General features: G+C 65.3%; 23 protein-coding genes and 1 pseudogene. 7 read left to right on the forward strand and 17 right to left on the reverse strand.

Annotation, left to right across the window (positions count from 1 at the left end):
* Position 1 precedes the first annotated feature (1 nt).
* The 10 genes from HDC95_RS13865 to HDC95_RS13910 all read right to left on the reverse strand — a co-directional run bounded on the left by HDC95_RS13865 (position 2) and on the right by HDC95_RS13910 (position 11696).
* Positions 2-1444 carry a sulfatase-like hydrolase/transferase gene (locus tag HDC95_RS13865; RefSeq protein ID WP_259064174.1) on the reverse strand — a complete coding sequence of 481 codons (1443 nt, stop codon included), beginning with the start codon at positions 1442-1444 and terminating at the stop codon, positions 2-4.
* Positions 1434-3113, reverse strand: coding sequence for an alpha-L-arabinofuranosidase C-terminal domain-containing protein (locus HDC95_RS13870; protein WP_259064176.1), 1680 nt, complete (start codon positions 3111-3113; stop codon positions 1434-1436). Before HDC95_RS13870 ends, HDC95_RS13865 begins: the two co-directional genes overlap by 11 nt.
* Positions 3110-4012 (reverse strand): carbohydrate ABC transporter permease, encoded by a 903-nt coding sequence (locus HDC95_RS13875; protein WP_259064177.1) that lies wholly within the window; start codon positions 4010-4012, stop codon positions 3110-3112. The genes HDC95_RS13870 and HDC95_RS13875 overlap by 4 nt, the downstream gene beginning before the upstream one ends.
* Positions 4009-4971 (reverse strand): carbohydrate ABC transporter permease, encoded by a 963-nt coding sequence (locus HDC95_RS13880; protein ID WP_259064178.1) that lies wholly within the window; start codon positions 4969-4971, stop codon positions 4009-4011. Before HDC95_RS13880 ends, HDC95_RS13875 begins: the two co-directional genes overlap by 4 nt.
* Positions 4972-4975: 4 nt before the next feature.
* Positions 4976-6481, reverse strand: coding sequence for an ABC transporter substrate-binding protein (locus HDC95_RS13885; RefSeq protein WP_259064179.1), 1506 nt, complete (start codon positions 6479-6481; stop codon positions 4976-4978).
* Positions 6482-6503: 22 nt separating this feature from the next.
* A complete protein-coding gene (locus HDC95_RS13890) occupies positions 6504-7988 on the reverse strand; it encodes a sulfatase-like hydrolase/transferase (RefSeq protein ID WP_259064180.1) in 1485 nt (494 codons plus the stop codon).
* On the reverse strand, positions 7985-9076 hold the full coding sequence (locus HDC95_RS13895) for an ROK family protein (RefSeq protein WP_259064181.1): 1092 nt from the start codon (positions 9074-9076) through the stop codon (positions 7985-7987). Before HDC95_RS13895 ends, HDC95_RS13890 begins: the two co-directional genes overlap by 4 nt.
* 265 nt (positions 9077-9341) lie before the next feature.
* Positions 9342-10769, reverse strand: a complete 1428-nt coding sequence (locus HDC95_RS13900) for a CCA tRNA nucleotidyltransferase (protein ID WP_259064182.1) — start codon at positions 10767-10769, stop codon at positions 9342-9344.
* Positions 10770-10808: 39 nt separating this feature from the next.
* Positions 10809-11447: a TetR/AcrR family transcriptional regulator gene (locus HDC95_RS13905; protein WP_259064183.1), complete on the reverse strand. Its 639-nt coding sequence runs from the start codon at positions 11445-11447 to the stop codon at positions 10809-10811.
* A 66-nt stretch (positions 11448-11513) separates the two neighbouring features.
* Positions 11514-11696: a hypothetical protein gene (locus HDC95_RS13910; RefSeq protein ID WP_259064184.1), complete on the reverse strand. Its 183-nt coding sequence runs from the start codon at positions 11694-11696 to the stop codon at positions 11514-11516.
* Here HDC95_RS13910 and HDC95_RS13915 point away from each other — a divergent pair.
* Positions 11622-12209, forward strand: a complete 588-nt coding sequence (locus HDC95_RS13915) for a hypothetical protein (RefSeq protein ID WP_259064207.1) — start codon at positions 11622-11624, stop codon at positions 12207-12209. The genes HDC95_RS13910 and HDC95_RS13915 overlap by 75 nt on opposite strands.
* On the opposite strand, the pseudogene HDC95_RS13920 reads toward HDC95_RS13915, so the two are convergent.
* Positions 12113-12628, reverse strand: a pseudogene (locus HDC95_RS13920) (GPP34 family phosphoprotein); the annotation flags it as partial. The gene HDC95_RS13915 and the pseudogene HDC95_RS13920 overlap by 97 nt on opposite strands.
* Between HDC95_RS13920 and HDC95_RS13925 the strand changes: the two are divergent.
* Positions 12582-12872 carry a hypothetical protein gene (locus HDC95_RS13925; RefSeq protein ID WP_259064210.1) on the forward strand — a complete coding sequence of 97 codons (291 nt, stop codon included), beginning with the start codon at positions 12582-12584 and terminating at the stop codon, positions 12870-12872. The pseudogene HDC95_RS13920 and the gene HDC95_RS13925 overlap by 47 nt on opposite strands.
* 49 nt (positions 12873-12921) lie before the next feature.
* A complete protein-coding gene (locus HDC95_RS13930; RefSeq protein WP_259064186.1) occupies positions 12922-13395 on the forward strand; it encodes an ASCH domain-containing protein in 474 nt (157 codons plus the stop codon).
* Here HDC95_RS13930 and HDC95_RS13935 read toward each other — a convergent pair.
* Complete coding sequence (locus HDC95_RS13935) at positions 13392-14444, reverse strand: LLM class flavin-dependent oxidoreductase (RefSeq protein ID WP_259064187.1); 1053 nt, start codon at positions 14442-14444, stop codon at positions 13392-13394. The two genes, HDC95_RS13930 and HDC95_RS13935, sit on opposite strands and share 4 nt — an antisense overlap.
* Positions 14445-14492: 48 nt before the next feature.
* Entirely contained in the window at positions 14493-16025 is a 1533-nt protein-coding gene (locus tag HDC95_RS13940) for a methyltransferase (protein WP_259064188.1), read from the reverse strand.
* Between the two features lie 98 nt (positions 16026-16123).
* Here HDC95_RS13940 and HDC95_RS13945 point away from each other — a divergent pair, with 98 nt between their 5' ends.
* From HDC95_RS13945 to trxA, 3 genes are all read left to right on the forward strand, one after another.
* Positions 16124-18247 carry a DUF6049 family protein gene (locus tag HDC95_RS13945; RefSeq protein ID WP_259064189.1) on the forward strand — a complete coding sequence of 708 codons (2124 nt, stop codon included), beginning with the start codon at positions 16124-16126 and terminating at the stop codon, positions 18245-18247.
* A 69-nt stretch (positions 18248-18316) separates the two neighbouring features.
* Positions 18317-19240, forward strand: a complete 924-nt coding sequence (gene trxB, locus HDC95_RS13950; protein WP_259064190.1) for a thioredoxin-disulfide reductase — start codon at positions 18317-18319, stop codon at positions 19238-19240.
* A 116-nt stretch (positions 19241-19356) separates the two neighbouring features.
* On the forward strand, positions 19357-19680 hold the full coding sequence (trxA, locus tag HDC95_RS13955) for a thioredoxin (RefSeq protein ID WP_033105602.1): 324 nt from the start codon (positions 19357-19359) through the stop codon (positions 19678-19680).
* Between the two features lie 58 nt (positions 19681-19738).
* Here the strand turns inward: trxA and HDC95_RS13960 are convergent, their stop codons facing one another.
* The 4 genes from HDC95_RS13960 to HDC95_RS13975 all read right to left on the reverse strand — a co-directional run bounded on the left by HDC95_RS13960 (position 19739) and on the right by HDC95_RS13975 (position 23495).
* On the reverse strand, positions 19739-20074 hold the full coding sequence (locus HDC95_RS13960; protein ID WP_188435300.1) for a tryptophan synthase subunit alpha: 336 nt from the start codon (positions 20072-20074) through the stop codon (positions 19739-19741).
* Between the two features lie 9 nt (positions 20075-20083).
* Positions 20084-21526 carry a sugar porter family MFS transporter gene (locus HDC95_RS13965; protein WP_259064192.1) on the reverse strand — a complete coding sequence of 481 codons (1443 nt, stop codon included), beginning with the start codon at positions 21524-21526 and terminating at the stop codon, positions 20084-20086.
* 68 nt (positions 21527-21594) lie between these two features.
* On the reverse strand, positions 21595-22572 hold the full coding sequence (locus HDC95_RS13970) for a ParB/RepB/Spo0J family partition protein (protein ID WP_259064193.1): 978 nt from the start codon (positions 22570-22572) through the stop codon (positions 21595-21597).
* Complete coding sequence (locus HDC95_RS13975; RefSeq protein ID WP_259064195.1) at positions 22572-23495, reverse strand: ParA family protein; 924 nt, start codon at positions 23493-23495, stop codon at positions 22572-22574. Before HDC95_RS13975 ends, HDC95_RS13970 begins: the two co-directional genes overlap by 1 nt.
* A gap of 932 nt (positions 23496-24427) precedes the next feature.
* Here HDC95_RS13975 and HDC95_RS13980 point away from each other — a divergent pair.
* A partial coding sequence (locus HDC95_RS13980) for an IS256 family transposase (RefSeq protein WP_259064196.1) occupies positions 24428-25164 on the forward strand: 737 nt, incomplete at its 3' end.

The raw sequence follows: 25164 nt of genomic DNA on the forward strand, positions 1-25164 counted from the left end.
CTCACCAGGCGGCGAGTCGGGGGTTGCTGCGATCTTCGGATGCCACAAGGACGTCGATGAGCTTCTCCTGCAGATCCGTCCGTACCTGTCGCCAGGAGTCGTCATCCCAGAGATTCTTCAATTCGTCCGGATCGGTCTCCAGGTCGTACAGCTCACCGGCGCGCGCTCGCCCGGAAGCAGGTGCTCCGTGGTGGACCACCAGCTTCCAGCGGTCATGTCGGAGCATCGTCACGTGCGCTGCCGGGTCATGAGGGTGGCCGCTGTCGCGGTACTGGCACAACGCCCAGTCCCGCCACTCGACGCCGTCACCGATGATGAGGCCTTCAAGACTCTCTCCCTGCATCGCCGCGGGCACATCCACGCCGGCCGCCTGCAGGAAAGTCGGTGCGAGATCAATCCACTGCACGAGTTCGCTGCGGCGGTCCCCTGGAGTCGCGACGCCAGGCCATCGGACGATGAGCGGTACGCGGACGGCGCAGTCGTACATGAACGGCCCCTTCAGCATGAGCTGGTGATCACCCAGCATCTCGCCGTGATCGCTGGTGAACACGACGACAGTGTTCTCAGCGAGCCCTTCGTCCGCGAGCACTTCGAGGATGCGCCCCACCTCGTCATCGACGAGGGAGACCATCGCGTAGTAGGCCTTGCGAATCTCGTGCAGTTCCTCCCCGCTGTATGAGGCATAGCCGCGGGCATGCCCGGCGTACGAGGCGAGTGACTCCTCGGACTGGATCGCCGGCTTGCTGTCCAGTTCTCCCTCATATGTGACGATCGATGGAAGCCTCACATCGTCGTAGCGACGCATGTACTCCTCCGGTGCGCCGAAGCCGTGGTGCGGGTCGAAGAAGTTCGCCACGAAGAAGAACGGCTTGTCCTTGACCCGATCCGACCGGAGGAAGTCGATCGTCTCCTCACCGATCCAGTGGCTGTAGTGCGCCTCGGTCGGAATGGTGTCGAACAGGCCACGATTGTCCATCACAGCCGTGAAAAGGCTCGGATGGCTGGCCTTCAGCCACCGGTGGTAGGAGTTCTCGGACGATCCGGGGTAAGGGTCGTGCGCCCAGCGGAACACTCGGAACCCGTCATCGAGGCGCGGCTCTGTACGGCCGTCGAACGCCGATCCGAGGTGGAATTTTCCCACCAGGCCGCAGTCGTACCCGGCGTCGGCGAGGTGCTTCGAGAACAGTTCCTTCTCCGCCGCCAGGTCGACGCCGTTGGCATGCAGCCCGTGCGTCGACACGTACTGTCCGGTCATCAGGCTCGCGCGCGACGGCGCGCAGACGGGGTTCTGCACGTAGCAGTTCTCGAACACCACGCCCTGGCCGGCGAGGCGGTCGAGGTTCGGAGTAGACACGGCGGGGTTCCCATAGGCTCCGGCCATGTCGAACCGCTGCTGGTCGGTGCTGATCAGCAGGATGTTCGGCCGCGATACGTCACCGTCCATGAAGGTCCATCGTCAGCACGGTCACCGAGTGCGGCGGCATCAGCCAGCCTCCATCGATCGCGTCGACCTGACCGAGGTCCCGGGTGCTGACCGCATCTGGCGCCGAGAGGCTGTTCGAATCCGTCACCGCGATGTCTGCGCCGATGCGGTGGATGCGTGCCGCTGGCGGCGTACGATCGGTTCGCCCGTCGAAGACGGGGCGGAACCGGATGGCCTCATCGCGATGCCGGTTGATGACGGCGATCCGAACTGTTCCGTCTTCTGCACGAGTCGCCGACACGTCGATGAACGGCACAGTCATGCTCGCGGTCTGCAGGCCTCCCGAGGGCACCCGGTTGTCGCCGAGAGGGACGGATGCGCTGCGAGATGGCCCGTCCACTTCCGCGTGGAGCACCGTGCGGCCGAGCTGCCGACCGTACAAGTGCCACACGTGATAGAGCGCCGACCCGAAGGCACCGCCTGGGCGTGCGACGACGATGCCGTTGGCGTTCACGAGGTTGACCGGGTTCGCCATCGTGACCGCCGTGTCATGTCCGACAGTGCGGTGGATCGCGTGCAGGACCCCGGCGCTGAACAGTGCGTCTCCCACGGTGCGTGGTGCGTAGCGGTTCACTCGGAGCGCGTTCGGCCAGCCGTCGACCTCGGGCGTCTCGCGCGGCGCGACGCCGCCGTCGTCTCCGCGCTGGGGCTCATCCCAGGCTGCGGGCTCGAGGTGCCGCATCGTCCACTCATCGAGAGCGATCTGGGGCGGTTTCGGCAGTCCGATCTCGTCGGACAGTGAGGTGATCAGATGCGAGTACGTGTTCATCCCCTGCTCGAAGTACAGGGACTGCGCCACGATGTTCTCGTAGTCGTCACCTGCCCAGAGCTCGGTGGTCGCGCCGTACAGATGCAATGACAGATAGTCGAAGTACTTCCCCGCCTGTTCGAGCGCGGCGCGGGTCCAGTTCTCCTGATCCCAGGGGATACCGACGCCGATGAGCTTCAGATCGCCGTCGACCAGGCGCATGAAGCGGGCATGCTCACGGGCAGCGAGCGCATATTCGTCTGCCGACCGATGTCCCATCTGCCACGGTCCGTACACCTCGTTCCCGATGCCCCAGTAGCGGACCTTCCAGGGCTCTTCCCGTCCATTGGTCCTGCGGTTCCGCGTCAGAGTGGTGTCATGGCGGGAGTTCGTGTACTCGACCCACCGCACGGCCTCATCCACGTCGCGGCAGGAGTGGACCAGATACGGTTCGGCGCCGGCGGCTTCGGTCCAGGCGAGGAACTCGTCGGTGCCGAAGCGGTTGCTCTCGGTGTCGCCCCAGGCGAGATCCAGCCGGGTCGGACGATCGTCGCGCGGTCCGATGCCCTCCTCCCACCGGTAGCCGGAGGTGAAGTTGCCACCCGGCCATCGAATGGGGCCCGGAGCGAGGTCGCGGACGAGGTCGAGGACATCCCGGCGGACGCCGCTGAGCAGGCCCGGTTCGCTGACCGCCCGAGGCGACCCCTCATCGAAGACGCCGCCTTCGATGTTGCCGAAGAACGCTGATTCGAGGAAGTGCCCGTAGACATCGTCGTCGATCCTCCCCACCGGTCGGGTCGTGTCGATGAACGCGAGTGCTTCACGTTGGTGGGCGTTGTCGGTGTGCATGCTGGGCAGCTCCATTCTCCGGGTTTCGGTCATTGCTTCACTGCTCCGGCGATGCTGTCCACGAACTTGCGTTGCAGGATGATGAACACGATGATGACGGGGATCATCGACAGCACCGCGGCCGCCGCCATCCCCGACCAGTCCTGTCCGTACTCTCCGACGAATACGGTCATGCCGATCGCCAAAGTGCGAAGGTTCGGCTCACTCAGGGTGAAGACCAGGGGCAGCAGATAGGTATTCCACGCGAACAGGAAGGTCAGGATCACGACTGTTGCCGTGATCGGCCATGCCATCGGCATCATCACTTGGAAGAATGTGCGGAACGGGCCGGCGCCATCGAGCTTCGCGCTCTCTTCGAGTTCCTTCGGAAGCCCGCGGAAGTAGCCCGCGTACAGGAGAGTGGCGGCGATCTGCCCACCGGCACCAAGACCGAGAATCACGCCGGCATGGGTGTTGAGGAGCCCCAGCTGATCGGTGAGCTGCGTGATCGGAATGATCGTGTAGCCCTCCGGCAGAAAGAAGGTTACGAGGAAGACGCCGATGAGCAGTTTCTTCCCTGGGAAGTCGAACCGGCCGAGTACGTACCCGGCGAGGGCGCTGCGAACGACGACCAGCACAATCGTGCCGGCGGTGATCAGCACGGTGTTCAGGAAGTAGGACGAGAACCCGGCTTCCGTCCAGGCTCGTGCGTAGTTCTCCCACACAGGCTCGTCGGGGAGCAGGTCGAGACCGTTTCCGAAGATCTCGGACGAGTCCTTCAACGAGGCGGATACGAGCCAGATGAAGGGGTAGATCCACACCAGCGACAAGACGAGCAGCCCCACGAACGTCAGGATCCGTCCCGGTCGCAGCGGGCGGCCTCGCCGCAATTTACGGAGTACAGATCGGTCGCTGCCCTGCGTCGTCACGGTTCGTGTGTCCAGAGCGCTCATGAACCGCTTCCCATCTGCTTGCGCGCCCACCGCACGCCGACCGCCTGGGCGACGGCGATGATCACGGTCAGCAGTCCGAAGAGCACAGCAGCCGCAGACGCATAGCCGAGCTGGGGAACCGTCGCTGCGAAGGCCGCACGGTAGATGAAGATCTCGATCACCTCGGATGAGAACGCGGGGCCTCCGCCTGTGAGCGTGTGCATCAGGTCGAAGACGTTGAGAGCGCTGACCGTGTCGATGAGGGTGATGATGACGAGGAACGGCACCAGTAGCGGCAGCGTGACGTGCCAGAACTCCTTGCGTCCGTTCGCTCCGTCGAGCATCGCGGCCTCGTGCACATCCTGTGGAACGGTCTGCAGCGCGGCGAGCCAGTAGATCATCGTTATGCCGAGCCACTTCCACACCCACACCGCGATGCCCGCGTACAGCGACGTTCCCGCGTTCGCGACGAAGTTCGTCGGGGTCTCGGTGATGCCGGCCCACACCAGCCCGAGGCTGATCGGTCCGTTCGCATCGAGCAGCAGCGTGAAGACGATGCCGATGATCGCCCCCGTCGTGACCACCGGTAGGAAGAACAGCGTGCGGAAGAAACCGGGGAATGGCGTCTTCTTGCTGTTCAGCCACAACGCGAGCAGCAAGGCCAGGCCGACGCGGGCTGGCACGGCGATCACGAGGAACAGCAGCGATTTCCCGAACGCGTTCCAGAACTGATCGTCCGTCAGCAACCGCTCGAAATTCTCGAATCCGACGAACTCGCCGGACATCGCGAACCCGGGCCAGTCGAGCAGCGCGTACCACCACGATGCCACCAGCGGATAGACCGTGTAGGCGCCATACCCGAGGAACGTGGGGAGCAGGAAGACATAGATCCACCAGTTCTGGCCGAAACGGGTCAGCCGCTTCGGTCGCGCCGTGCCCTTCTGCTTGGTGGGAGGGGGCGCAGATGCTGTGATCGTCATGAGGTCATCGCGCCGCGTACGCGGCCTGATCGTAGTCAGTGGCCGGATCCCAGTTCGAGAACACCCAGTCCTCGATGCTGACCTCGGCGCCGTCCTTCTTGACCGACTCGATCGCCCGGTCCCGTTCCGCGCTCATGGCATCGTTGAGCTTGGTCAGCTCACCCTTGATATCACCCGTGCTGCCGGTGAGGATCGCCTGAACGACCTCGCCCAGGTTCGGATGTATGTCCTGCATCTCCGCGGCCACCCGCCACGTCGACGGATTGCCGGCCTCGGGAACCGGGCTGATTCGAACGTCATCCGCCATGTAACCGATGTTGCGGGCATATGCTGGGTGCACGTCCGCTTCCGCGACGACGTCGAGCGCCGGTGGCTGATCCATCGCAGCCGCGAGCTGAAGCTGGAAATCGCGTGAGCTCATCTGCAGCAGCAGCTCCGCCGCCGGCTTCGCCTGGTGCGAATCCTTGTTCACCCAGAACACACCCGCGCCTGGGCCACGGTTGAGCATGGGCCGAGTGGGCTCAGCGGTCGGCACACGCCAGGCATCCACTCCTCGTTCTACGGCGTGGGGCTCGTCCACCATGAGGCCGCCGATGATCCACGGTCCCCACATGTAGATTCCAGCCTCACCTGCCGCCCAGCGCGCGCGCGCGTCTCGGGCGCCCATGGAGGGCGAAGACGGATGGACCACGCCATCTTTCTGCAGCGAGAGGAGGAACTCGATCGCGTCGACGAACCCCTGCGAGTTGAATGCGTAGTCGCCGGTCTTCCAGTCGATCGTTCCCGGCGCCCCCGCACTCTGGGCGAGATACGTGATCAACGCCGTGAGGTACGGCACTTCTTTCGTCGGGATCACGAGGCCGTGAACACCCGTCTTGTCGGTGATCTGCCGGGCAGTCGCGCGCATGTCGTCCCAGGTGGCCGGGCTCTGCGCCGGATCGACATCGGCCTGGCCCAGCAGTTCTGTGTTGACCCACGGCGTGGCTTCGTGGAAGCGCCCGGAGAAGAGCGGAACCGAGTACACCTCGCCGTCGAAACGATGGATGCCGTCGAACAGCTGATCGCCGATCTCGCTCCCTTCGAAGTCGGCGTGCGCGCCGATCGGCTGGAACCAGTCCTCGCTGACCAGAGCCGCGGACGCCGCACCGAGTCCTGCGAGGGAGTGCACGTCCGGCATCTGGTTGCTGCGGCGCGCGACCTGGATCGCCTGCGCCAGATCGGGGGCCTCCATCTGCCGGCGCTCGATCTCGATGCCGGCGTTGGACTTCATGTATGGCGCGAAGAGACTGGCCTCGAGCATCGTGGTCAACGGTCGGAACTGGTCCCACCACTGCAGTGTGCCGTCGTTGGTGGACGACTGCTGGGCGGACTGTCCGCCGCCGGTGCATGCCGCGAGAAGCAACGTCATACCGCCGACCCCCACGGCTCCGAGGAATCCGCGTCGGCTCAGCTCGATCGCCCTGCTGCGGGCGGCGACAACCCCGAAGGCATCGTGCTTGCTGCTGTTCATGATTGTTTCCTGTTCGTTCGGGTCAGGTCTGCACCTGGTCGAAGGAGCTGAGAGAGACGTCGTAGTCCTTCTCTCCGACCGGGTACATCGACGTCATCCAGTGGTAGAAGTTGTCGCCCCGGTCTCGCAGCTGCGTGTACAGCCGCTGCAACAGGGCATTTCGGATCGGTTCGAGTTCGGGGTGTGCGTATCTGTTGTGCAGTTCGTCCGGGTCATCGACGAGGTTGTAGAGCTCGTTCATGGACTCAGGATTGATCACGAGCTTGTAGCTTTCGGTGACGAGCATGCGCTGCGGGTAGGGGAAATGATGTCCGTGGAACTCGAGCACCAGGTCATCTCGCCACTGTGGATCCTCGCCGCGCACGACCGGAACGAGACTGGAGCCGTCCTCGGCCTGGGCGCTGTCGAGACCCGCGACATCGAGGATCGTCGCCGTGAAATCGATCAAGGTCGCGAAGTGATCGGTGACCTGTGGGTCGTGCCCGCCGGGAAGCCGGACGACACCGGGAACGCGATAGATGTCCTCGTACGCTGCCGGGCCCTTGTCGTGCAGGCGGTGAGCGCCGGTGAACTCACCGTGATCAGCGCCGAAGAAGACAGCGGAGTCGTCGTAGACTCCGAGTTCCTTCGCGACGTCTACGATGCGTCCGATCTGCTCGTCGATCAAGGTGACATATCCCCAGTAGGCGGCGATGAGCTTCTTGGAAGTCGCCACCGTGAGCGTGTCGAAAGTCCAATGCGCGGAGTAGTTCGCCTGGACGGGCGGCTTGTTGGCGAACGTCTCCGCGACAGACTTCGGCAACTCGATGTCCTCCGGGTCGTACATGTCGAAGTAGCGCGAGGGGATGTTGTACGGCAAGTGGGGCCCGAAGAAGTGCGTCGCGAGGAAGAAAGGCTTCCCCGACTTGTCGTGGTCTGCCGCATACTCACGGAGCAGCCCGATCGCGCGCTCTGCGAGGAAGTACTCGAACGTGGCCTCGACCGGCTGCTCCAGGCGAGCGGCCAGGAGGTTGCCGGGGCTGCCGTTCGGGAATGTGCCGCGGATCTCATCCGTGAGCGCATACGGAGGCAGATCGTGCTGGTCGAGGTAGGCCAGGTATTCGGAGTGGTCCACCGGGTTGTGCCAGCCGTGCATGGGGATGCCGTCGAAGCCGTAGTCGAGCTGAGTGCGGTTCAGCCCTACATGCCACTTGCCGATCAGGCCGACGTTGTAGTCCGCGTCGCGCAGCGCCGCGCTGAAGGTGAACTGGTCGTCGGCGAGTTCGTCGCGATATCCGACGTTGCGTTCGTAGTTGGCGAGTAGCTGATGCCGGAACGGAGCGGCTCCGGTGAGCAGGCTCGCGCGGGCAGGGGTGCAGATCGCGGTCGGGGTGTAGAACCTGCGAAAGGTCGTTCCCTGCCCGGCGATGGCGTCGAGAACAGGAGTCGAGACGATGTCGTTGCCGTAGCAGCCGAGTGTGTCGATGCGGTGCTGGTCGGTGAAGAAGAAGAGGATGTTCGATCTCATGCGGTGCGAGCCTCTTCCGAGCGCTTCGTGGCGGGGATGGCGAGCGGGATCGTGTGGTCACGCAGAACGAGCGCGACACCCCCCAAAGCACCGTCCAGGTTTCCCAGCTCGGCGAGGCGAATGCGCAACCCGTCTGCGCCCCCACCGTGCGCATGGCGCATGATCGACTGCCGCACCGTCCGCAGCAGGTGATCCCCCACTTGGATGAACGGCCCCCCGAGGACCACAGACGAGACATCGAGGACGCTGCAGGCGTTGGCCAGAACCAGTCCGATGCGCGCGCCGGCGTCGGCGACGACCGCGCGTGCGCGGGGTTCATCGCGATCCAGAGCGTCTCGCAGTGCGCCGACCGACTCCGCTCCCGCACGCGAGAACACTGTTCGCAACCCCACATACGCCTCAAGGCACCCTCGGTTCGTGCATCGACACACGGGACCGTTCGGATCGAGACAGACATGCCCGAACTCGCCGGCCGCACCTGTGGTTCCGAGGCGCGGCTCATCGTCGAGGATCAGAAGACCACCGACACCCTCCGACAGACGCACGTAGATCAGATCATTCACGTCTTGCCCCGCACCCCAGGAGAACTCGGCCAGTCCTGCCAGACGAGCGTTGTTCTCCGAGCGCACGGGCACCGAGTAACGGTCGATGAACTGCCGAGCGACCCCCGCGAGGACATCGGCTCGACCAGCGATCGCGCCGGGCACGCCGAATCCGATCGCGATCAGCGGCGCATGCGACGGGACTAGAGCATCGATGAATCGGATCGCCGTCGCGAGGCGCTGTGGCCACGGTTCCTCGCGATCGTGATCTCGCGTCTGCGAGCCGATGATCCGATGCGTCGCGTCTGTCGCGATCACGGTGACACGCGTGTGACTGAACTCGACGCCGACGATGACGCCGAAGTCGGGGTTCAGAGTGAGAAGCTCCGGAATGCGCCCCGCACGGCGGCTGGAGCCCGCGCCTTTTGAGCGTACGATCAGACCGGCACGGCGCAGGTCCCCCGTGATCTCAGAGATCGTCGCGCGCGACAGCTCAGTAGCGACGGCGAGTTGCGCTCGACTTGCGCTGCCTCGCACGCGCAGCACGTCCAGTACCTGCGCTTCGTGTTGCGCCCTGGGTGAGGGTCGAGAGGGCGATGTCGTCGTTGGCACTCCTTCAGTGTGAGAAGGGGCAACCATTGCGTCAATCTTCCGTTGCATATTCTGCCTAGTTCTCGACAGAACTTGACGGAACGGGTACTTCTGCGCCTTGCAGTACCAACGAAGATCCGCGAGACAGGGGTTTCCGCACGAGACGGGGGTTGCCACGGCCTGTTTCGCGCGACAAGTCCTGTTTCGAGGGGCGCAAGCCTCAACCCCGCGCGGACCACCACGCGCGCAGGCGCTGCTCCGCGACATCCGGTCCGAGCACGCCTTCGTCGAGGCGCAGGTCCAGCAGGAACTTGTAGGCCTCGCCGATCTCGCGTCCTGGACCGATCTCCAGGATCTTCTGGATCTGGTTGCCGTCGAGCTCGGGGCGCATCGCGTCGAGCTCCTCCTGCTCGCGCAGGTCGGCGATGCGCTTCTCGAGATCGTCGTAGGCACTGGCGAGGCGCGAGGCCTTGCGGCGGTTGCGCGTCGTGACATCCGCACGGGTGAGGATGTGCAGACGCTCCAGCAGATCGCCGGCGTCGCGCACGTAGCGGCGCACCGCGGCATCCGTCCAGGTGCCCTCCGCGTATCCGAAGAAGCGCAGGTGCAGTTCGATCAGGGTGGCGACGGCATCCGTCGTGTCACCGTCGAAGCGCAGGGCCTGCAGACGCTTGCGGGCCATGCGCGATCCGACCACGTCGTGGTGATGGAACGTGACGGCTCCACCCGGCTCGAGCTTGCGGGTGCGGGGCTTGCCGATGTCATGCAGCAGCGCGGCGATGCGCAGCGGCACATCGGGGGCGTCGCCGGGATGCCGGGAGTGCTCGAGCTCGATCGCCTGCGTCAGCACGGTGAGGGAGTGCTCGTAGACATCCTTGTGGTGGTGGTGCTCGTCGACTTCGAGGCGCAGCGCGCTGACCTCGGGCAGGAACTCCTCGATCAGCTCGGTGTCGACCAGAACCCGGATGCCGAGTGCGGGGTCATCGGTCTGCATCAGGCGCACCAGCTCACCCTGGATGCGCTCCGGGCTCACGATCTTCAGCGTCTCGCGAAGGCGGCCGATCGCCTCGAGAGTGGCCGCCTCGATCTCGAAGCCGAGCTGTGCGCTGAAGCGGGCGGCACGCAGCATCCGGAGCGGATCGTCGCCGAAGCTCACGTTCGGATCGGTCGGCGTGCGCAGGATGCCGGCAACCAGATCCTCCACGCCCCCGGTCGGGTCGATGAGCTTCACCGCCGGAACCTGCAGGGCCATCGCGTTGACCCGGAAGTCCCGGCGAGCAAGGTCGCCGTCGATCGTGTCGCCGAACTCGACGGTGGGCTTGCGGGTGACGCCGTCGTAGCTGTCGGCGCGGTAGCTGGTGATCTCGACCTGCTCGCCGCGGACCTTGGCGCCGATGGTGCCGAAGGCGCGGCCGATGTCCCACTGCGTGGACGAGATCGGTGTCACGATCTTCAGGATCTCGTCGGGCGAGGCGTTCGTCGTGAAGTCGAGGTCGTTCACCTCTCGCCCGAGCAGTGCATCACGCACCGGACCGCCGACGACAGCGAGCTCGAAGCCCGCGGCCTCGAAGGCGCGTGCGACCTCGGCGACGACGGGCCCTTCGGCCAGGGCAGCCAGACGAGTGAGTCCCTCGGCCATGTTGAGCATGGGTTCCAGAATACCGGGGTCGCAGTGGGCGGTTGCTCGTCAGGGTGCGAGGAGCCGATGCAGCAGTACGGCAGGGGCGGATGCTGCGACCGCGGCCCTTCCGCTCGCCTCTGCGCCCTGCCCGGTCAGCGCCCACTCGTCGATGGCGCGCAGTACGGCGAACGTCACCTCGACCTGCAGATCGAGCGGAAGGTCGTCGCGCACCTGCCCGCTCTCGCGCCCCGCGCGCAGCACCGCCTCCACCCATTCGCGCACAGCATCCAGTAGCTCGCCGCGCGCTCCGCCGGAGACAGCAGACGCGGCATCACCCGGCAGATAGAAGATACGACCCAGATACTGCAGCGCGGGCGATGCCGACAGCGTCGCGAATTCGCCCAGCATCGCATCGACGCGTCGCCAGAACGCCCGCGCCCCGAACTCGGCGGGCGCGGGAGGCGTCCACTGCGCGCGCACATCGGCGACCAGCATCCGCACGACGGCATCGAACAGCTCGCTCTTGGAGCCGACGAAATGGTAGAACGAGCTCTTGCTCATGCCCGCGTCGCGGATGATCCGGTTCAGCGACGCCGCCTCGTACCCGGCGCGGGCGAACTCCGCCACCGTCGCCTCGGCGAGCGCGGTTCGACGCTCAGGGGACAATGCTCTCGCGCCCTGTCCCCCGTCGCCGGCATCCGTCATGAGCACCATTATACTGGACCACCCGGTCCAAGAGGCGGAGAGTGTGGACCACCCGGTCCACGAATATCAGCGAAGGAGAACGCCGATGCTCACCGCCACCCCCTGCATGAGCAGATCGATGCGCAACGCGACGATCCCCTGCGCGTTCTCATCGTCGGCGCCGGTGTCGCAGGCATCACCCTTGCCGCTCTGCTGCGAAAGCAGGGGCTGCAGCCGGTCCTGATCGAGCGGATGACGGGGTTGGAGCATCCGGGCTACATGCTCGCGCTCATGCCGATGGTGGATCAGGCGCTGGAAGACATCGGCGTGCATGACGAGTATCTCGCCCGCAGCGCGCCCGCTCGCCCGATATGCCTTCCGCTCGCATCGCGGCAGGATGCTGCGCTCCGACGACCTCGGAGCTCTGCTCGCGATCCACGGCGACTACCGGGGAATCGAGCGCGGGGCGCTCATCGAGGTGCTGACGACGAACGGCTGCCCGGTGGCCTTCGATACAACGGTCGTCGGATTCAACCAGGGCGAGCGCCCCGAGGTGGCGTTCAGCACCGGCGAGCGCGCCTCGTTCGATCTGGTCGTCGCCGCCGACGGCATCCGTTCGCGCACACGCGATCTGCTCGACGTAGGCGACGCCTCGATCGTCGATGCAGAACCGGAAGCGAGCCGCTCGCTGAGACGAGCGCTGTGAGAGCCGCGATGTGCTCGCTGGGCACCGCTGCGTCGACCAGCACGGCGCGCATGTCCGACACGAGCTCTGAGCGTTGACCGGAACCGCCATCGACGAGCGACGTCGACGGGAACAGCCCGAGCACGCGCCGCTTCTGCCGACAGAGGTGACCCCGCTCGACGAGGCGATCCAGCACGGGCTCGCGCAGCGCCGGCCCGCTCGCCGCGAGCACCGTCTGGACGCCTCGGGGCTTGTGGCTGATGTAGTCCCACATCGGCCGGAGCAGTTCATCTTCGGGTGGTTCGCCGGCTGCATGGATGAGGGTGCCGCGGAATCCGGCATCCGCGATCGTGGCGTGACCGTGCTGGGCGAGATCGGTCAGCGCGCCGGCGGCGAGCACGTAGAAGAGGGTGTTCTCGCCCGCGATGGTGCCCGAGTCGGGCTGGAACAGCACGAGGAGAAGGTCCTCGGTGATCAGCGTGCGTGTGCGCTGGGAGTGGATGCTGTCGTCGGTCATGAGTCTCGTGGAACATGCCGAGCGCCGGATCCGTGCCTGGCTCGCGATCCTCGAGGACGAAGGGGTGCTGCCGCCCGGCGACAACGCCAGGAGGTCGGACTTCCTGCTCACGGTCGTGGACGGGCTGTCGATCGCGCGCGCACTGCCGCCGAGCGACCAGCGCCTCGAGGATGAGACCAAGAGGTTGGGATTCGCGGTCGATGCGGTCTTCGACGTCCCATCCCCCGTGCACCACGTGCCGTAGGGCGCGCTGTTCGGATTCCAGCGCGTTGAGGCGCAGGTAGGCTGACCGGATGACCGACCCTCTCGCCATCGAAGAGTTCTGGCGTGAATGCCGCACCGCCTTGCCCGGTCTGCCAGCGGCCGTTCCTGAAGCCTGGGCGTTCGGGGCCACCCCGGCGCATGCCGACAGCCTCTTGGCCCTTGTGCTCGACGGGACGAAAACCGCAACGGCATCATCCCTCTGGGACTACGAGCACTCACAGGAACCAGTGCCGGAAGCCGGCTTGCTGAACATAATTCTCGATGGATTCGGAGTGCCGTGTGCACTCCTGGAGACTGTTTCGGTCGAAGTTGTTCCCTTCAACGAAGTGGACGCGTCCCACGCCTTCGCGGAAGGAGAGGGCGACCGTAGTCTGTCGGATTGGCGCGGGACACATGAACGGTACTGGCGCGAGTATTCCGAGAATCCGCGAGGCTTCGAGCCCGACATGCCTGTCGTGTGCGAACGATTCAGGTTGATGTACGCCACGACCGGATCGCGCTAGATCGCGTACCCCTCGACGGGACCCTCCGTGTTGGGCTTCCACCCCAGCGCCGGTGCGACGTGTGTCGCGAACGACTCGAGCACGTGCAGGTTGTAGTCGACGCCGAGCTGATTCGGGATCGTGAGCATCAGGGTGTCTGCGGCCATCACGGCCTCATCGGCGAGAAGCTGCTCGATCAGCACGTTGGGCTCGGCAGCGTAGGTCTTGCCGAACGTCGAGCGGAATCCGTCGATGATCCCCACCTGGTCGCCGTTCTCGGCGCTGCGGAGGCCGAAGTAGGCGCGATCCATGTCGTTGACGAGCGGGAACACACTGCGGCTGACCGAAACGCGCGGCGTGCCGGTGTGACCGGCGGCCTTGTACGCGGCGCGGTACAGATCGATCTGCTCGCGCTGAAGTTCGTGGAACTGCGCGCCGGTCGCTTCTGTGAGAAGCGTCGAGCTCATCATGTTCAGTCCCTTGCGGCCGGTGTCCTGAGCCGTCGCTCGCGAGCCGGATCCCCACCAGATGTGATCGCGCAGCGTCTCCGAGCGCGGCTCGACCGCCAGGTACCGTCCCTCGCCGACCTGCTGCGGGTCGCCCTGCACGACGCCTGCGCCGTCGATCGCCTCGAGGAACAGGTCGAACTTGTCGCGGGCGAGATCGGCTCCGCGTGGATCTTCCGATCCGACGTAGCCGAACGCCTCATAGCCGCGCAGCGCGGTCTCAGGTGAACCACGGCTCACGCCGAGGGCGATGCGGCCACGTGCGATGAGGTCGAGGGCAGCTGCCTCTTCGGCGAACTGCAGCGGGTTCTCGTACCGCATGTCGATGACACCGGTGCCGACCTCGATGCGCTCGGTCTTCGCCGCCATCGCGGCGAGCAGCGGCATCGGAGACGCCGCCTGACGGGCGAAGTGATGCACGCGTACGTACGCGCCGTTGACGCCGAGCTGATCAGCGCCGACCGTCAGGTCGATCGTCTGGTGCAGCATGTCGCCGGCCGTGCGTGTGCCAGAGCCGGGCACGGGCGCGTAGTGCCCGAACGAGAGGAATCCGAAAGCCTTCATGTTTTCATGCAACCGAATGGATGCTGCGGGCATTCCCGACGCTGGGATCTAACCGGCGATGAGGAACCCATCCAGCACGAGCCGGCGGATGCGGGGTTCGAGGTCTTTCCACAGGTCGACGAGCGGCACCTCGAACAGATCCGCGAGCGCGGACACGATCTGAGTGACGCTGAGATCGCCGTCACAGGCGCCGACGAATCCGGCGAGCGCGGAATCCACAGCCACGGTGTGGCCGAAGCCGCCGCCCTGGCGCAGCTCGATCACGCTCGGGTCATCGTTTCCCGGCATGTAGTGCCGCGCCTCGGTCACATCCGCTGCGGTGATGAGCGTGTGCGGGATGCCGTCGGCCAAGGAGTCGTGCGCGGCGAGCCCGTCACGAAGCCCCCGACCCGGTGCGGAGAGCGGCTGCGACACTGTCTCGAACCGCCGTAGGCGCCCAGGTTCAAGATCGATCGGGCGCCGCAGCAGCACGTACCCGAACCCGATCGCCGTGACGCGGCGTTCAGCGAAGTCGTCGAGCCAGGCCTCCAGCATCCCGCCGAACGCGTCGTCACGAGGAGTGGTGCCGCCGTCGCGGATCCACAGTTCGGCGTATCCGAGCGGGGTAAGCTCTTCGCGCTGGATCACCCAGGCGTCGAGAGCAGGATCGATCCAGGACTCGAGGCGGGCGAGTCCGGAAGTGTCAGGACGCGACTCCCAGTTGCCGAGCAGCTGCGCGATGCCGCCTGGCGTGAGATGCCCCGGCACATCGTGCACGAACTGCTCAACCAGCGCGTCGCCGATCAGCCCGCCGTCGCGGTACTCGTATGCCGTGACCCCGTCGACGCGCGGAGTGATGACGAACGGCGGATTCGAGACGATCAGATCGAACGCCTCGTCCGCGACCGGTTCGAACATGCTGCCCTGCCGGAAGGTCACGTTGCTCACGCCGTTCAGACGCGCGTTGAGCTCGGCGAACGCCAGCGCCCGCGCCGAGATGTCGGTCGCGACGACCTCACCGGCGTGGCGAGAGACGAGAAGTGCCTGGATGCCGCATCCGGTGCCCAGGTCGAGCGCACGGCCGACCGACACCGGGACGATCAGCTCGGCGAGTGTTCGCGACGCACCGCCGACGCCGAGCACGTGGTCGGCGGGCAGCGCAGAACCGAGGGCGAGTTCGTCGAGGTCGCTGGCGATCCACCACTCGCCGATGCCGTCGGTATCCACGAACGACTGCGGACGGATGAGTGCAGACGGAGCGACATCCTCTTCATCAGCACCGTCCTCAGCGGCGATCGTGGCGAGTCCCAGACCGACCAGACCTTCCACGCCCAGTCGCGGCAGCGCAGTTGCGACCAGCTGCCGAGGTTGCGGCATCCCGAGCACGAAGAGGCGACCCAGCGTCGCGAGCGGTCCGACATCACGCGCGATCGCGCGCAGCAGGGGTTCGCGAACACCACGGCCGAGCGCGTCGTCGGCCTCTTCCCCCCACAAGCGCCTGAGCGGCTCGGAGCGGAAGTCGGCAGCATCCAGATCCGCCGCCAGCGCCGCGGCGAGAGACGGATCGGGGATGGGTGGGAGCGCGTCGGACACGGCCGTCACTCTACGCGCCTTCAGGGTTCCCTTACCGCACGCGCCTAGAATCGCAGGGTCACAACTCACGGGCTGACCGCCGCGGTGCCCGAGGAAGACCAGAGACGTTGATCACCCCCCGATTCGGCCGTCGTGTGCGCGCGCAGCGCCGTGCACGCGGTGCCGTGGTGTTCGCACTGGCCGCCGCACTCGTCGCCGCACCGCACCTGGTGTCGCCGCCACCCGCCTCTGCCGCGGCAGACGCACCGGAGGACGGCACAGTCGAGATCTCGCTCACGACCGGCGTGCACGGCGTTGCGCAGCCGGGTTCATCTCTGCTGACCACCGTCACGGTTGAGAACGGCACGGAGGAGGAGCTTTCCGCCGGCCGGGTCGAACTCGAGCTGAATCGCACGGCGCTCACTGACGGCGCCGCACTCACGGCGTGGCTCGATTCCGGAGAGACTCCGGGTGCCTTCGCCTCGCTCGGGACCGAGGAATCCGAGGCTGTCGCGGCATCCGAGACGTCCACGACCTCGGTGGTGACCCCGGTCGGCGTGCTCGGCGCGCTGCCTGCGGGGGTGTATCCGATCCGCGTCAATCTCACGGAGGATGCCGGATCTCCTGCGACCGCGCGAACCGCACAGAGCGTGCTGATCGTCGAGGACGCTGTACCTGCACAGGTGACGGTTCTCGTGCCCGTCACGGCGACACCGGCCGACGGCGGTCTGCTCACGGCCGAGGAGCTCACGGCACTGACCGCTCCGGACGGTGCTCTCACGGCGCAGCTCGATGGCGTCGCCGGCACTTCGGCGTCGCTCGCGGTCGATCCTCTGATCCCTGCCGCGATCCGCGCGCTCGGAACGGCCGCGCCGACCAGTGCGCTCGATTGGCTCGACCGGCTCGAGACGCTTCCCAACGATCGATTCTCGCTGCAACCCGGAGACGCGGATGCCACGACCCAGTCGCGCGCTGGTCTCCCGGCGATCCTGAATCCTCTGCCCCTCGGCTCCTACCTGGATCCGGCGAACTTTGCCGTCACGTCGACGCCGACGCCGGCTCCCACGTCTGCGTCGACGCCCACGCCGTCTCCGACACCGACGGATCCGGAGCTGCCCACCGACGCCGAGCTGATGGCCATCGAGCGTGAGTCGCCTGGTGTGCTCTGGCCGACGGCCGGCGTCGACACCGCTGACCTCACGAACTTCAACGAGTGGATGGAGACGGATGTCACGACGATCCTGCCGTCGACATCTCTCGCGGCGCCCGCCGGCGCTGTCGTCGACATCGACGGCAGCCGTGTGCTCGTGACGGATGCCGCCGCTTCCGCCGCCCTTTCTGACGCCGCAGCGGAGACGGATGACACCGCCCGCGAGCAGAACATCGCCGAAGGGCTCGCCCATCTCGCGCTCACGGGCCCCGCACCATCCTTGCTGGTCGGCCTCGACCGGAACGAAGCGCGCACGGCCGATGCCCTGCGGGAGACCATCCTCTCGGTATCGTCGATCGCCGATCCGACGGACTTCAGCACGTTGCGCACGGCGTCACCGCAGTCGGCGACTCTTCGCGTGCCGGAATCGGATGCCGCGGACTCATCCGAGCGCGCAGCAAAGCTGGAGACTCTCCTCGCCGATGAGTCGCGCCTCACGGCGTTCTCGTCGATTCTGGACGATCCGCTCGTGCTGCTCTCCCCCGAACGTCTTCGGCTGCTGCGGCTCCTCGGCGTCCGCGATGCCGAGGACTACGCCACGGGCGTGGACGCTCATCGCATAGCGACGATCACCACTCTCGACTCGGTGGGCGTGCAGGAGCCGAGTCCGATTCAACTCTTCACGTCGGCAGCGCCGCTGCCGGTGTGGGTGCGCAACGATCTTCCCTGGCCGGTCAACGTGCAGCTGACCGCCAAACCGTCCGACGCCAGGCTCGATGTCCAGCCGTCCACCGATGTCCCCGCCGGGGCTGCCAGCAACACCCGCGTCAAGGTGCCGGTGGAGGCACGCGTCGGCAGCGGATCGCTCACGGTCGACTTCTCGCTCAGCTCGCCGACAGGGGTGCAGATCGGCACGGATCAGACCGCGTCGGTCACGGTGCGCGCCGAATGGGAGAACATCGGACTCGGCATCCTGGGCGGCGTCATCGCGCTGCTGCTCGTGCTCGGCATCGTGCGCACCATCGTGCGGCGCCGCCGGGACAGTGCGGATGCCGGCACGGATGCCGCCGCGGCGGACGACTTCGCAGCATCCGGGGAATGACTCGCAGTTACCATTGGTTGAAGCAGTCGAGTGCTAATCAGCAGCTGCATATTCGAAGACAGGGAACACATGCGTCAGGTCATCATCATCGGTTCCGGTCCTGCGGGATTCACGGCGGCCATCTATGCGGCGCGCGCGAACCTGAAGCCGCTTCTCATCGCGAGTTCCGTCGAGGTCGGCGGCGAGCTGATGAACACCACGGAAGTCGAGAACTACCCCGGCTTCCCCGAAGGCATCCAGGGTCCTGAGCTCATGGCGAAGTTCCAGGAGCAGGCCGAGAGGTTCGGCACAGAGGTCGTCTACGACGATGTCACCGCCCTCGAACTCGACGGACCGGTCAAGAAGCTCACGCTCGGCAGCGGCACGACGCACGAGGCCACGGCGATCATCTACGCGACCGGTTCCGCGTACCGCAAGCTCGGCATCGAGGGCGAAGAGCGCCTCTCCGGCTACGGGGTCTCGTGGTGCGCGACCTGCGATGGCTTCTTCTTCCGCGAGAAGAACATCGCGGTCGTCGGTGGCGGCGACTCCGCGATGGAAGAGGCGACATTCCTCACCCGCTTCGCGGACAAGGTCTACGTCATCCACCGCAAGGACACCCTTCGCGCCTCGAAGATCATGCAAGAGCGCGCGTTCGCGAACGAGAAGATCGAGTTCATCTGGAACACCGAGGTCGAGGAGATCACCGGCGGCGACAGCGTCAATGGCGTGAAGCTGCGCAACACCGTCGATGGCACGGCCAGCGAACTCGCGCTCGACGGGCTCTTCGTCGCGATCGGCAACGACCCGCGCACCCACCTGATTCACGACAAGCTCGAACTCACCCCGGAAGGCACGATCTGGGTCGATGGTCGCTCTTCGCGCACCTCGGTTCCCGGAGTCTTCGCCGCGGGTGATGTCATCGACCCGACGTACCGTCAGGCCGTCACTGCCGCTGGCACCGGAACGATCGCCGCTCTCGATGCCGAGCACTATCTCGCTCGCGGATTTTGACGACGCCTCCGTGGAGTTCCCCGCGGCGGAGGCGGCAGCGATCATCGCCTGACGGGAACACTTTCCCCTCACGCGCTGTTGTAGCGGGTGAACCTCAACCCCCAAGGAGATATCTGATGACTGCCAAGGTAACGAGCCAGGCGACCTGGGATCAGGATGTGCTGCAGGCTGAAGGCCCCGTACTCGTAGACTTCTGGGCCGAGTGGTGTGGACCGTGTCGCATGGTCGCGCCGGTGCTCGACCAGATCCAGTCTGAGAACCCTGACAAGATCACGATCGTCAAGCTCAACGTCGACGAGAACCCCGAGTTGGCCATGAAGTACCAGATCACGTCGATCCCGGCGATGAAGGTCTTCCAGGGCGGCGAGGTCAAGACGACCATCATCGGCGCCAAGCCGAAGCCTGCACTCGAGAAGGATCTCGCCGCGTTCATCGGCTGATCAGCGTTTTCTTTGGCCCGCCCCTCCGCTCGGAGGGGCGGGTTTCTCTTTGTTCGAACTACGAAACGTCAGCGACCGTGGTGTCCCACTTGCGGTGACGCGTCTCGACGCCCAGCAGACGCCATACCGCCGGCGTCAGTTCCGGATACTCCAACGCTATCTGGCGCATCACGCGATAGTTGCGCGTCGCGTTCGGTCGCACGCCGTCATTGGCAGCGATGTTGTCGGCACGCAGCAGATACACCACGAGTTCATCCACGCTGGGAAGGTCTTCCATGAAGTCCCACGGGTCTTCGCCGCTGAGAAGGCGTTCCTGGATCAGCACAGCCAGCTCATCCGCGGCCTCGGCCCTGAGTACTTCGAGGCTGGCACGACGCGGAACGGCTTCTGACATGGTTCCAGCCTACGCGCGCTTGCTGCCGCCCCGGCGCGGAAGATTCACAACATCCGTCATCGTCTCGAGCTCTCTGCCCTTCGTCTCGGGCACCTGGTAGAACACGAAGAAGAACGAGACAACGGCGAAGAACGCGTAGAACCCGTAGGCGAACGTGAGTCCGATCTCCGCGAAGGCCGGGAACGTCGTCGAGATGAAGAAGTTCGCGATCCACTGTGCAGCGGCGGCGACCGCGAGTGCGCCCGCGCGGATGCTGTTCGGGAACATCTCGCCCAGCAGCACCCAGACCAGTGGACCCCACGTGGCACCGAAGAACACGACGAATCCGTTGGCGCAAATCAAGGCGATCAGTGACCATGGCTCAGGCAGTACGACGCTGCCGTCCTGCAGAGTGCCGAACGAGAACGCGACAGCCATCATCCCCAGCGTCACGGCCATGCCGATCGATCCGGTGAGCAGCATCGGACGTCGGCCGACCTTGTCGACGAGCAGGATCGCGACGATCGTGACGACGATGTTCGTGATCGAGGTGATGACCGATGTCATCAGAGCCTGGGATTCATCGAATCCCACCGAAAGCCACAGCGTCGTCGAATAGTAGAAGATCACGTTGATGCCGACGAACTGTTGGAAGACACTCAGCAGGATGCCGACCCAGACGATGGGTTTGAGTCCGAAGCGCTCCCCGCGCAGGTCGCTCAACGACTCCCGCTTCTCCGCATTCAGCGTGGAGCGGATCTCTTCGATCTTGACGTTCACATCGGTCTCGCCGGTGAAGTCGAACAGCACCTGAGATGCTTTATCGATCTGCCCGCGAGCCACCAGGAATCGGGGGGATTCCGGCAGGCGCAGCGCCATCACACCGTAGACGATGGCAGGGATCGCTTCGATCATGAACATCCAGCGCCAGGCGTCGATCCCGAACCACAGCACGTCTGCAGCGGAGCCGGCGATGTTCGCCAGGAGTGCGTTGGAGAGCAGAGCGGTGAAGATACCGGTCACGATTGCGAGCTGCTGCAGGGATCCGAGCCGTCCGCGCACCTTCGCCGGCGACACTTCCGCGATATACGCAGGAGCGATGACGGATGCCGCTCCCACGCCGATTCCGCCGATCACGCGCCAGACGATCAGGTCGACGACGCCGAAGGAAAAGCCCGAGCCGGCGGATGAGGCCAGGAACAGCAGCGCGGCGATTACCATCACGGGGATGCGGCCGAGCCTGTTCGCGAGGCTGCCTGCGAACCACGCTCCGACAGCGCAGCCCAGCAAGGCCGACGACACCGCGAAGCCCTTGAGAGCCGGTCCGAGATCGAATGATCCGGCAAGGGCGTCCACTGCTCCGTTGATGACCGCCGTGTCGAAGCCGAACAGGAACCCACCGAGTGCGGCAGCGATGCTGATTCCGACGACTCTGGCGCTGAAGCGGTTGACCGTGCTCTTCTTCTCTGACATGTGCTCTCCTCCGTCTGTGCTCACTCTAGGAGTACGGCCCGCTCCCCCGCGAGGGATCGGTTGTATCTTCAGGCTCCGTAGCCTTCTTCACCCAGCTCCGACAGGATGCGGTTGAGATCCTGAATCGAGGCGAATTCGATTGCTACCTGGCCTTTTCTTGCGCCAAGAGTGATCTTCACCCGGGTGTTCAGCCTGTCGCCGAGCTTTCCGGAGACCTCATCGAGATAGGCGCGACGCGCTCCCGGCTGCGGCTTCGGAGACTTCGTTCCGGCCGAAGGAACGGCCTTCGCCGCGTCCTCGGTGGCGCGTACGGAGAGGTCTTCGTTGACAACCTTGTCCGCGAGCTTCTGCATCGCCTCTGGACTGTCGAGGGAGAGCAGTGCTCGAGCGTGGCCCGCCGAGAGGACACCCGCCGCGACGCGCTGCTGCACTGGAACTGGAAGCCTGAGTAGCCGGATGGTGTTGCTGATCTGCGGACGCGAACGGCCGATGCGAGTCGCGAGCTCTTCCTGCGTGATGCCGAAGTCCTCGAGCAGCTGCTGGTAGGCGGATGCTTCTTCCAGTGGGTTCAGCTCGGAACGGTGCAGGTTCTCCAGCAGGGCGTCGCGCAGGAGGTTCTCGTCGGCTGTCTCACGGACGATCGCAGGGATCTCCTCGAGCCCGGCTTCGCGCGCCGCGCGCGTGCGGCGCTCCCCCATGATCAGTTCGTACTGGCCCTCGGTGTTCTTGCGAACGATCACCGGTTGGAGCACGCCGAACTCGCGCACGCTGTGGACCAGCTCGGCGAGATCGTCCTCATCGAAGTGCGTGCGCGGCTGCCGCGGGTTGGGGACGATCTGGTTGGGGTGTATGTGGACCAGGTGGATGCCCGGCACTGCAGCGAGATCGGGTACATCGACCGGCGACTCATCAGGGATGGTGATCGTCATGTCGGCGGCCGGGCGCAGCGAAGCACCAGGGAAGAACACGTCGACCGGGCGTTCCGCCTGATCTGCAGTAGGGATGAGTGCGCCGATTCCACGGCCCAATCCGGTGCGCTTGGCCATCAGTTCTCCTTGCTCTGCGTCTTCTGGGACGCGATCTCTACAGCGGCTTCTCGGTACGCGATCGCTCCGGCGGACGTTCCGTCGTAAGCGATCACCGTCTGGCCGAAACTCGGTGCCTCCGAGACTCGCACTGATCGCGGGATGACCGTGTCCAGTACCTGCTCGGGAAAGTGTGTGCGCACCTCGTCGGCGACCTGCTGCGCCAGACGGGTGCGCCCGTCGTACATGGTGAGGAGGATCGTCGAGAGGTGAAGTTCAGGGTTGAGATGCTTCTGGATCATCTGGATGCTGCCGAGCAGCTGGCTCAGACCCTCGAGCGCGTAGTACTCGCACTGGATGGGGATGAACACTTCGGACGCTGCAGTGAAGGCGTTGATCGTCAGTAGTCCGAGCGACGGTGGGCAATCGATGATCACAAAATCGACGGCGCTGTCGGCCAGGTACGCGATGAGCGCGTTACGCAACCGGTGCTCGCGCGCAACCTGTGCCACGAGCTCGATCTCGGCGCCCGCGAGATGGATGGTACTGGGGGCGCAGAACAGGTTCGGTGACTCGGGACTCTGTTGCACGATATCCGCGAGGGGAACATCGTCGATCAGGACGTCGTAGACGCTCGGCGTCTCTGCGTTGTGCGGTACGCCGAGCGCTGTGGAGGCATTCCCCTGCGGATCGAGGTCGATGACCAGCACTTTCGCGCCGAAGGTCGCCAGCGCAGATGCGATGTTGACGGCGGTGGTCGTCTTGCCGACCCCGCCCTTCTGGTTGGACACCGTGAGAACGCGCGTCCCCCCGTCGAACTGAACCGTCGTCGCCTCGAGTGCACGCCTGCGCGCACTCAGATCTGCGATTTCGCGTGCCAGTGGAGTGTCTACCCCGAAAGTATTGGTCGGTGCTGCCTTTTCAGACTGTTTCACGTGAAACATCCACTCCTTTCGGGACCGTCCTCCACTCTAATCGCTGGGGCGGACGTTTCCGACCTGAGCGCGCCCATCGGACTCGTGTGCCCGGGATGCGGACTCTCGCGCAAAGCGGTGCCTGCTCGCATCGCACGGACGCCGATGCCGTTTCGATCGGGATCCCGGTCCTAGATAGGCGAACTGCTCAGCGAACTTCTTCTTGGGCCCAGTCCTCCCACTGCACCGAGACCTGCGTCAACCAGACGACGTCTCCACAGGCAGAACGTCGTAGAAAAGGTCCCGGATGGTAGCGGCGACCGACTGCACGCGATGTTTCACGTGAAACATCACCCCGAACAGCCGCGGGCGACGCAGCCTCACAGTCGGTTCGATGCGTCGCCCGAAACGGAATTGCGCACAATCGTGCGGCACTCTGGTGCAGTCCAGCAATGCAGGTCACGCACTCCGTCGGTCGGGCGCTACACCTGAACCCCACCAGAAGCGCTCGCTCACCTGGAACGACAACTCGCTCTTCGTCCCGACACGGCATAAGTGGTGAGCTCACCTGCCGCGCGGGCCGGACGGCGCAGTGCTACCGAGCGAATGAGCATCCAGGTGCCGCGAAGCCGGCATCGTCCCTGATCCGCAAGCGCGCCGGCTCCCAGAGCCCACGCTTACCGCAAGGCTTCTTCGCGTGACCATCTCTTGACTTGCGAAATCTCAGCATCTTCGGTCGTATACCCGATCGAGCGAAGCCCGATGCGCGAACGAAGATGTTTCACGTGAAACATCATCCACCGCGAAGGACCCGGCATCCACGGATCACATACAGGTCGAGTTGAGTCCCGCATAGTGGTGTAGCGCACGGTGGTCCGGCACGTCGTTCACGACGTAGACGCGGTCACCGTGTGATCCTTCGAGAAAGCTCTCTACTTCTCACTCGAAAAGGAATCATCACGATGACCGCTCCTCATATTGTCGACCCTGCCGGCGTGCTTAGCGAAGCTCTATCGGACGCGTCGCCGGATTTGATGCGCAGCCTGCTGCAAACCATGATCAACGCGTTGCTGTCCGCGGACGCCGATGCTGTCGTCGGTGCCGAATGGGGCCAGCACAGTCCGGATCGCATTGCGCAGCGCAACGGCTACCGTCACCGGGATCTGGACACCCGTGTCGGGACGATCGATGTCGCTGTCCCGAAGCTGCGTCAGGGGACGTACTTCCCTGAGTGGTTGATGGAGCGCCGCAAGAGATCCGAGGCCGCGATGATCACCGTGATCGCGGACTGCTACCTCGCCGGCGTCTCCACCCGCCGGATGGACAAGCTCGTCAAGACTTTGGGGATCCACTCGTTGTCGAAGTCGCAGGTCTCCCGGATGGCCGCAGATCTCGACGAGCACGTCGACCAGTTCCGCCACCGGCCCCTGGGCGACGCCGGCCCGTTCACGTTCGTCGCCGCAGACGCGCTCACCATGAAGGTCCGTGAGGGCGGCCGCGTCATCAACGCCGTCGTCCTCGTCGCGACCGGGGTGAACGCGGACGGGCGACGCGAGGTCCTCGGCGTCCGCGTTGCCACATCGGAGACGGGCGCGGCCTGGAACAGCTTCTTCGCCGACCTCGTCGCCCGCGGCCTGACCGGTGTCCGCCTCGTCACCAGCGACGCCCACGCAGGCTTGGTGGAAGCGATCGCCGCGAA

It is taken from the genome of Microbacterium sp. AK031 (genome assembly GCF_024807145.1).
GTDB lineage: Bacteria > Actinomycetota > Actinomycetes > Actinomycetales > Microbacteriaceae > Microbacterium.